The organism is Hydrogenophaga sp. UC242_50 (assembly GCF_042697355.1).
In the GTDB taxonomy this organism is placed as follows: Bacteria; Pseudomonadota; Gammaproteobacteria; order Burkholderiales; family Burkholderiaceae_C; genus Hydrogenophaga.
In genome coordinates this window covers 5313893-5322215 of record NZ_CP170553.1, presented here as the reverse complement: position 1 = coordinate 5322215, position 8323 = coordinate 5313893, and the positions used below count along the sequence as shown (strand labels likewise).

The window sequence follows — 8323 nt, the reverse complement described above, 5'->3', positions numbered from 1 at the left end:
CATGTCCACCTGGCCGCCCATCAGGTCGGTGAGCGCCGGGCCCGCGCCGCGGTAGGGGATGTGCTTCATCTGCACCTTGGCGAGGTTGTCGAACATCTCGCCGGCCAGGTGGGCCGAGGTGCCGTTGCCCTGCGAGGCGTAGTTGAGCTTGCCCGGGTTGGCGCGGGCCGCGTCCAGCACGTCCTTGACGGACTTGTACGGGCTCTCGGCGCGCACCACCAGCACGTTGGGGCCCTTGCCGATCAGGATCACCGGCGCGAAGGCCTTGTCGTTGTCGTAGGGCAGCTTGGGCATCAGGCTGGGGTTGACCGCGTGGGCGAAGGTGGAGATCACCAGCGTGTAGCCGTCGGCCGGGCTCTTGGCGACGAGGTCGGTGCCGATGATGGTGCCCGCGCCGGGCTTGTTCTCGATCACCACCGTCTGGCCCAGCTCCTTGGACATGCCCAGGCCCAGGGTGCGCGCGATCAGGTCGGTGCCGCCGCCGGGCGCGAAGGGCACGACGAGGCGGATCGGTTTGTCGGGGAACTGGGCCAGCGCGGCGGTGGTGGCGAGCGCCGCCGACACGAAGAAGAGGCTGATCCGCGCGACGGCGGTTCGACGGGAAAGGGGCATGGTTGTCTCCGGTAGGGCCATGGGGAAAACGGTGTTTTTCTCAGGGAAGCATGCTACGTTCGATGCTTCCCGGCCGCACCCCTCCAATTCCAAGCAGTGGAATCACGAACATGAAGACCACCCCCGTTCCGACCCCGTCCGAGGACAGCTTCGGCAGCTCGCCCACCAACCGTTCGCTGGAGCGCGGCATCCTGATCCTGCGGGCGTTCCGCCCTGGCTCGAGCTGGCTGGGCAACGGCGACCTCGCGGAGCGCACGGGCCTGTCGCCCTCCACCATCAGCCGCCTCACGCAGACCCTGGTGGGCGCGGGCCTGCTGCAGCACGACCGCCGGCGCCGCGCCTACCGGCTCGCGCCGCCGGTGCTGAGCTTCGCGCACGCCATGCGGGCCGGTTCCCAGGTGCTCGCGGTGGCCGCGCCGCGCATGCGCGCGCTGGCCGAAAGCCAGCGCGTCAACGTGGGCCTGGCAGCGCCCGACCACGACGAGATGGTGTACCTCGAATCCATCCGCTACAACCGCCGCGTGGCGCTGCGCAACGTGGTCTCGGGGCAGCGGGTGCCGATGGAACTCACCTCGCTCGGCCGGGCCTACCTGTCCACGGTGTCGGCCGGCCGGCGCAAGGCCTTGTTCGGCGTGTTCCAGCGGCGCTGCGGCAGCCACTGGCCCGAGGTGCAGGCCGACATCCTGGCGGCCATCCGGCAGGTGCACGAGCAGGGCTTCTGCGCGGCGTCCTGGCAACCCGAGGTGGTGGCGATGGCCATGCCGCTGAACACGGTGGAGGGCGTGCACGTGCTCAACCTCAGCGTCTCCACCGAGGAGCCGCTGGCGCGCGTGGTGCGCGAGCTGTCGGGCTCGCTCACCGCGCTGGCGGCCCAACTGCAGGGCGCGCTGGCGCGGGAGACCGGGCCTTAGCCTGGGCCCATTCGCGCCCGTCGCGCCGAGCCGCTCGACCGACGTTTCTTGCTGCTATATTAGGAATAATTCTCATTCCGACAATTGGGCCGCCTGCTTGCCAGCGGCAGGAAAGCACCGTGCGCACCCCCGAGATCGCGCTTGAGCAGCAACAGCTCACCACCCTGTATGTGGACCACCACGGCTGGCTCCAGGGTTGGCTGCGCGGCAAGCTGGGCGACTCCTTCGTGGCCGCCGACCTGGCGCACGACACCTTCGTGCGCCTCATGGTGTCGAGCTGGCGGCCGGGCAAGCTCGGCGAGCAGCCTCGCGCGCTGCTGACCCACATCGCCAAGGGCCTGGTGGTGGACCACTGGCGCCGCCAGGACGTGGAGCGCGCCTACCTGCAGGCCCTGACCCACCTGCCCGAGCCCGAAACCCCTTCGCCCGAGACGCGGCTGCTGATCCTGGAAGCGCTGTGCCGCATCGACGCCATGCTGCGCAGCCTGCCGCCGCGCACGCGCGATATCTTCCTGCTCGCCCAGCTCGATGGCCTGACCTATGGCCAGATCGCGGCGCAGCTCGGCACCTCGCTGATCACCGTCAAACGGCACATGCGTGTGGCCTTCGCGGGCTGCCTCGCGCTGGCCTGACCCGCCATGGCCGTGTCCGCGACCGACATCGATCCGGCGATCCTGAACGAGGCCGCCGGCTGGATGGTGCTGCTGCAGGCCGGCGAGGCCGGCGAACGCGAACTGGCCGAGCTGGGGCGCTGGCGCGAGCGCAGCCCCGCGCACGAAGCCGCCTGGCGGCGCGCCGAAAGCATGCTCGAGACCTTTCGCCGGGTGCCGCCCCGGCTGGGCCGCGACACCCTGTCGCGCCTGGGCCGCCCGGGCCGCCGGCACCTGCTGGGCCTGCTGGCCCTGGCCGCGCCCGTGGCCTGGTTGAGCTGGCGCGAGGCGCCCTGGCAGGAATGGACCGCCGATCTGCGCACCGGCGTCGGCGAGCGGCGCTCGATCGACCTGGCCGACGGCACCCGCCTGGTGCTCAACACCGCCAGTGCCGTGAACCTGGCCTTCGGCGCCGAGAGCCGCCGCCTGACGCTGCTGGCCGGCGAGATCCTGATCACCACCGGCCGCGACCCCTCGCCCACGCCGCGGCCCTTCACCGTGCGCACCGCCCAGGGCAGCGTGCGCGCGCTGGGCACCCGCTTCATGGTGCGCCACCTGGGCGACGCCACCCGCGTGGCCGTGTTCGACGGCGCGGTCGAGGTGCGCCCCGCCGAGTCCGACCAGGCGGTCCTGCTGCGCGCGGGCGAGCAGATGCGGTTCACGGCCCACGCCATGCAGCCGGTGCAAGCCGTGGAGGCGACGGCCACGCTGTGGGAGAAAGGCATGCTGCTGGCGCGCGACATGCCGCTGGGCGAGTTGGTCGCCGAGCTCGCGCGCCACCACCGAGGTGTGCTGCGCTGCGACCCGGCCGTTGCCGCCTTGCCCGTCTCCGGCGCCTTCGCGCTCGGCGACGTGCCGGCCAGCCTGGCCTTGCTGGAGCAGACCCTGCCCTTGCGCATCGCCCGCGCCACGCCGTACTGGATCACGGTGCAGGCCCGCTGATACCTTTTTCGGGCTCGTCCGGTGTACCGGTTGAAAGGCGCGTCGCTCACGCGCTCCCCTCCGCGTCCGCACACCCGATGAAAGGTTCACCGCATGGTCTTCCCTCCCACCCGCCGCCCCCTGGGGGCGCATCCCCGGTCTTCGAGTTCAGGGCGCTGAGCCTGGCCATCGGCTGCGCGCTGATGGGGTTGGCCGGCATGGCGGCCCTGGTGCCCGCCCCGGCGCGGGCCGCCGAAGCGGTGGCGGGGCAGCGCTACGCCCTCGCGCCCGGCAAGCTCAGCGATGTGCTGGCCCAGTTCGCGGCCACGGCCGGCGTGCCGCTGTCCTTCGACCCGCGCCAGCTCGCCGGCCTGAACAGCCCGGGACTGCAGGGCCAGTACACCCCGCGTGAGGGCTTCTCGCGCTTGCTGGCGGGCAGCGGGTTCGAGCTGGTCGAGGCGGCTGGCGGTTTTTCCCTGCGCCGCGCGCCCGCACCCGCCGCGGCACCCCAGGCGCCGGACGCCCAGGCACCCACCGAAGCGACCGAACTGCCCCAGGTGACCGTGACCGCCAAGCTCTACGGCGCGCGCGAAACCCAGACCCTGGACACCTCCAGCGCGTCCGTCGGCATCGTCACCGCCGAGGACATCGAGGAAGGCCAGATCCGCAACCTCCAGGACTCCCTGCGGCGCCTGGGCAACGTCGAGGACGCCGCCTTCCTCAACTCCGGCTTCGTCATCCGGGGCATGAGCACCGAAGGCTTCGTGCCCTCCGGCGCGCCCATGGGCTCGATCTACATCGATGGCGTGCTGCAGGCCCGCTACAGCTCGCGCTTCGGGGCCCGCAACCTCTGGGATGCGCAGCAGGTCGAGGTCTACCGCGGCCCGCAGTCCACGCTCAGCGGACGCGCGGCCACGGCCGGTGCCGTCTACATCAAGACCAAGGACCCGGTCTTCGACAAGGAGGCCGAGCTCTCGGCCACGCTGGGCAACCACCGCCAGACCGGCACGGCCTTCGTGCTCAACACGCCGCTGGTGGACAACACCGCGGCGCTGCGCCTGTCGGGCGCCTTCGAGCGCGGGCGCACGACGGTGGCCTATCCCGGCTACCAGGCGTTCGCGGGTTACGACGATCTGCGCACCGAGATCAGCCAGAACCTGCGCGCCAAACTGCTGCTGCAGCCCTCGGGCAGCACGCGCGCCATGCTCAGCTACGCGTACTCCAACGACCGCCCGAACGAGCGCCTGATCGGCGTCGGCCCGGGTTTCGACCTCGACGACGAGCGCGGCGACTGGTACGCCATCCCCACCTACGCCGAGTTCCGCCAGACCAAGGTGCACAACGGTGGCATGGAGATCACGCATGAACTGTCGCCCGAGCTGCGGCTGACCTCGCAGACCGGCCTGCACAAGGGCATCACCCGCCGCCGCTCGGTGGACCAGGGCACACCGGGCCTGCTCGACGGCATCGACGGCAAGGTCAACGACACCCTGCTCACGCAGGAAGTGCGGCTGAATTACGAGCGGGACCGCTGGAAATGGGTGGGCGGCGTGTTCGCCAGCCACCAGAACTACGACTCCCGCTTCGGCGCGATCGCCGTGCCCTTCCTGCAACTCGGCGAGACCTTCAACCGCAAGACCACCAACCTGGCCCTCTTCGGCGAAGCCACGCACGAGTTCGTGCCCACCTGGAGCGTGACCGTGGGCGGCCGCTGGGACTACCTGCGCGAGAAGACCGTGCAACGCAACGCGGAGTCCTACCCCTTTGGCGCGGTGCCCAACCAGTACGAGAACCGGGCCGACTTCAGCGAGACCAACTTCGTGCCCAAGCTCGGCCTGGCAAACAGCTCGCGCCGGGGCACCTGCTGGGCGCCACGTACTCCGAGGGCTTTCGCACCGGCGGCTTCTACGTCAACTACAACACCGGCCGGGCCGCGTACTACGGGCCTGAGACCGCGCAGAACCACGAGCTCTATTACAAGGGCCGCTTCCTCGACGAGCGGCTCACGCTCAACGCCAACCTGTTCTTCACCACCTACAAGGACCAGCAGATCGAGATCCGGCCCGACCCGAACAACCAGTCCTACCGCGAGACCTCGAACGCCGCTTCCTCGCGGGCCTGGGGCTTCGAGATCGAACCGGCCTTCCAGGTCAACCGGCGCTTCTCGGTGTCCGCCTCGCTGGGCTACCTGCACACCCGGTTCAAGGAATTCAACCACGCCAGCTACGGCGACCTGTCGGGCCAGCCCTTCCCCGAAGCCCCCAAATGGACCCTGGGCTTCGGCGGGCGCTACCAGCTGCGCAACGGCTTCTTCGTCGGCGGCGACGCCAAGTACATGGCGGGTTACGTGGGCCGCTTCGGCATCGCGCCCCAGGACCCCATCGACTCGCGCTTCATCGCCAACGCGCACGTCGGTTACCGGCACGACAACTGGGAACTCAGCCTGTTCGCCGAGAACCTGTTCGACGAGCGCTACAACACCTTCATCGACCGCGATGCCACCCCCATCTACGCGCAGATGGGACCGCGCCGCAGCGTCGGTGTGAACCTGCGCGTGAAGTTCTGATGAACCAGATCCCGGCGCGCGCGCTCGCCGGCGTGGCGGGTGGCTACGTGCTGGCCCAGTGGCTCCCCCTGGCGCTGATGGAGGCGCTGCCCCTGGACCGCGTGGACACCGTGGCGCTGGCCCTGCTGATGAGCTTCGCGGTGTACGTGGCGGCCATCCTCTGGTGCTTCGCCGCGCGCAGCGCCTGGCGCGCCTGCGCCGGCCTCGCGCTGGTGGGCCTGCCTTGCGGTGCGCTGCTGCTGGCGCTGGGGCGCTGGCCATGACGGGTGGCTTCCGCCAGAGCACGTCCTGGGTGCACACCTGGGCGGGCCTGCTGCTCGGCTCGCTGCTGTACTTCATCTTCCTCACCGGCACGGCCGGCTATTTCGACAGCGAGATCGACCGCTGGATGCGCCCGGAGCTGCCACCGCCACCCGCCCCGGTCGACAGCGCGCGGGCCGCCGACGCGGCGCTGCGCTACCTGAACGCGCACGAGGCCGGTGCCGAGCGCTGGGCCATCCAGCTGCCCGGCCACCGCGACACGCCGCACCTGGTGGCCTCGTGGCCGCACGACGGCCACATGGAAGAGCAGGCGCTGGATGCCGACAGCGGCGAGCCCCTGGCGACGCCGCGCGAGACGGGCGGCGGGCAGCTGCTCTACCGCATGCACTGGCGGCTGCACTACCTGCCCGCGGGCGCGGCGCTGTGGCTGGTGGGCGCGGCCACGGTGTTCCTGCTGGTGTCCCTCGTCTCGGGCGTGGTCGCGCACAAGCGCTTCTTCGCCGACTTCTTCACCTTCCGCGCGGGCAAGGGGCAGCGCTCCTGGCTCGATGCCCACAACGTGCTGGGCGTGATGACCTTGCCCTTCCAATTCATGATCACCTACTCGGGGCTGATCTTCTTCGCCGTGACCTTGATGCCCTGGGTGGTGTCGGCCCACTACGGCGCCGGCCCGGCGGGGCAGGGCCAGTTCCTCGCCGAGTTCACCGCCTGGCAGGCCCCGGCCGCGCCCTCCGGCACACCCGCGCCCCTGGCCCCGGTGGCGCCCATGCTGGCGCAGGCCGAACAGCGCTGGGGCCTGGGCAGCGTGCAGGCCGTGGAGGTGCTGCACCCCGGCGATGCCAGCGCGCGCGTGCAGATCGCACCGGTGCTCACCGGCCCGCTGCGCAACGTGGAGGTGATGGTGTTCGATGGCGCCAGCGGCGCCCTGCTGGAGACCCGGGCGCCCAGCCGTCGTGGCACGCTGACCGTGGCCGAAGGCCTGCTGGGCCTGCACGAGGGCCTGTTCGCCGGGCCCGTGCTGCGCTGGCTCTACGCGCTGTCGGGCCTGCTCGGCACCGCCATGGTGGCGACGGGGCTGGTGTTGTGGACGGTGAAGCGGCGCCAGAAACTGGAGCGCGACCAGGGCCGGCCGCACCGTGGGCTGCGCCTGGTGGAGCGGCTGAACGTGGCGACCGTGTTCGGCCTGCCCGTGGCCATCGGCGCCTACTTCTGGGCCAACCGCCTGCTGCCGATCGACCTGGCCGACCGCGCCGGCTGGGAGGCGCACGCCCTCTTCATCGCCTGGGGCGCCACGCTGCTGCACGCCTGCCTGCGGCCACCACCGCGCGCCTGGGTGGAGCAAGGCGCGCTCGCCGCCGGGGCGCTGGGCCTGTTGCCGGTGTTGAACGCGCTCACCGGCGGGCAGCACCTCGGTGCGTCCTGGGCGCGGGGCGACTGGGCGATGGCGGGATTCGATCTCACCGCGCTGGCGCTGGGGAGCGCCTTCGCGTGGATCGCCTGGCGCCTGCACCGGCGGGCGCGGCGAACGGGGGTAGGCGCGTGATGCCGCTGCTCGCGTTGGCGCTGGCCTGCGTCGGCTTCGCCGGCCTGGCGCTGGCCATGGACCGCCACCACCAGCGGCTGTGCAAGCGCCCCGCCTCGCGCGCCGCACGCTGGCTGGGGCGGGCGGTGGGCCTGCTCGGCCTGGGGGCGGCGCTGGCCGTGTGCCTGCTGGGCGCCGGTGGGGCCGTGGGGCCGGTGCTGTGGCTGGGCCTGCTCTCCGTCGCGGGCGTGGTCGTCGTCCTGGCGCTCGCTTGAGGGTGGCGCGCGGTGGTGTCCGCGCCGCACGCATCGCGGTGCGGAATTCACGCTTTCCAGGGCTTTCTGTGCTTCCCGGCCAGCGCGCGCCCCGTGCCGGAGCCAGGGTCTGCAGAATGAAGGCAGTTGAACTTCTCTGCTGTCCATGCCCGTCATCCCGTTTCCGTTGAGCAACCCCCGGCACAGCGCGCCGACCGAACTTCCCCCGGACCCACCCGTGCGCCTGCGGCCCGACGAGGTGGAGGCCCTGACCCAGCTGGACTTCTACCACCGCGCGCGGTCCCATGAGGACAACGGCACGCTGCTCATCGAGGCCGAGGACGAGGCCCAGCTGGCGCGTTACCTGGAGTTCCACGGCCTGCGCCTGCCCCGCGCGGTGGCGGCCAAGCAGGTGCTCGAGCTGTGCAACGACCTGCGCTGGTCGTACGGCGAGGCGGTGCGCTGCGCGGCGCGCGGCGACACCGACATCGCCACGCGCTTCCCCGGCCTCAGCGCCGAGAAGCTGGACTACGTGCGCGCGATCGCCAGCCAGGAAAGACACAGGGCGAGGGACCTCGCGAGAAAGCTCTTCGCCAGCCGGGGCGGCGAGGTGTTCCTGTACTGAA

Annotated in this window: 9 protein-coding genes and 1 pseudogene; 9 read left to right on the top strand and 1 reads right to left on the bottom strand. The window is 71.3% G+C overall.

Annotated features, from left to right (window positions below; genetic code table 11):
- Window positions 1-612: tripartite tricarboxylate transporter substrate-binding protein (locus ACFJGX_RS27180; protein ID WP_382327477.1), on the bottom strand; the 612-nt coding region annotated here is incomplete at its 3' end.
- Between the two features lie 110 nt (window positions 613-722).
- Here ACFJGX_RS27180 and ACFJGX_RS27175 point away from each other — a divergent pair.
- The 9 genes and pseudogenes from ACFJGX_RS27175 to ACFJGX_RS27135 all read left to right on the top strand — a co-directional run bounded on the left by ACFJGX_RS27175 (window position 723) and on the right by ACFJGX_RS27135 (window position 8322).
- Window positions 723-1523, top strand: a complete 801-nt coding sequence (locus ACFJGX_RS27175; protein ID WP_382323156.1) for an IclR family transcriptional regulator — start codon at window positions 723-725, stop codon at window positions 1521-1523.
- Window positions 1524-1642: 119 nt separating this feature from the next.
- Window positions 1643-2155, top strand: coding sequence for a sigma-70 family RNA polymerase sigma factor (locus tag ACFJGX_RS27170; RefSeq protein WP_382327475.1), 513 nt, complete (start codon window positions 1643-1645; stop codon window positions 2153-2155).
- Between the two features lie 6 nt (window positions 2156-2161).
- Entirely contained in the window at window positions 2162-3115 is a 954-nt protein-coding gene (locus ACFJGX_RS27165; RefSeq protein ID WP_382323157.1) for a FecR domain-containing protein, read from the top strand.
- A gap of 77 nt (window positions 3116-3192) precedes the next feature.
- Window positions 3193-4875, top strand: a pseudogene (locus ACFJGX_RS27160) (TonB-dependent receptor domain-containing protein); the annotation flags it as partial.
- Window positions 4782-5660, top strand: a complete 879-nt coding sequence (locus ACFJGX_RS27155; protein ID WP_382328827.1) for a TonB-dependent receptor — start codon at window positions 4782-4784, stop codon at window positions 5658-5660. The pseudogene ACFJGX_RS27160 and the gene ACFJGX_RS27155, both read left to right, overlap by 94 nt.
- Window positions 5660-5923 carry a DUF3649 domain-containing protein gene (locus ACFJGX_RS27150; protein WP_382162083.1) on the top strand — a complete coding sequence of 88 codons (264 nt, stop codon included), beginning with the start codon at window positions 5660-5662 and terminating at the stop codon, window positions 5921-5923. Before ACFJGX_RS27155 ends, ACFJGX_RS27150 begins: the two co-directional genes overlap by 1 nt.
- A complete protein-coding gene (locus tag ACFJGX_RS27145) occupies window positions 5920-7464 on the top strand; it encodes a PepSY-associated TM helix domain-containing protein (protein ID WP_382327473.1) in 1545 nt (514 codons plus the stop codon). Before ACFJGX_RS27150 ends, ACFJGX_RS27145 begins: the two co-directional genes overlap by 4 nt.
- Window positions 7464-7718 carry a DUF3325 domain-containing protein gene (locus ACFJGX_RS27140; protein WP_382328825.1) on the top strand — a complete coding sequence of 85 codons (255 nt, stop codon included), beginning with the start codon at window positions 7464-7466 and terminating at the stop codon, window positions 7716-7718. The genes ACFJGX_RS27145 and ACFJGX_RS27140 overlap by 1 nt, the downstream gene beginning before the upstream one ends.
- 145 nt (window positions 7719-7863) lie before the next feature.
- Window positions 7864-8322, top strand: a complete 459-nt coding sequence (locus tag ACFJGX_RS27135; RefSeq protein ID WP_382323160.1) for a hypothetical protein — start codon at window positions 7864-7866, stop codon at window positions 8320-8322.
- The last annotated feature ends 1 nt before the right edge of the window (window position 8323 follow it).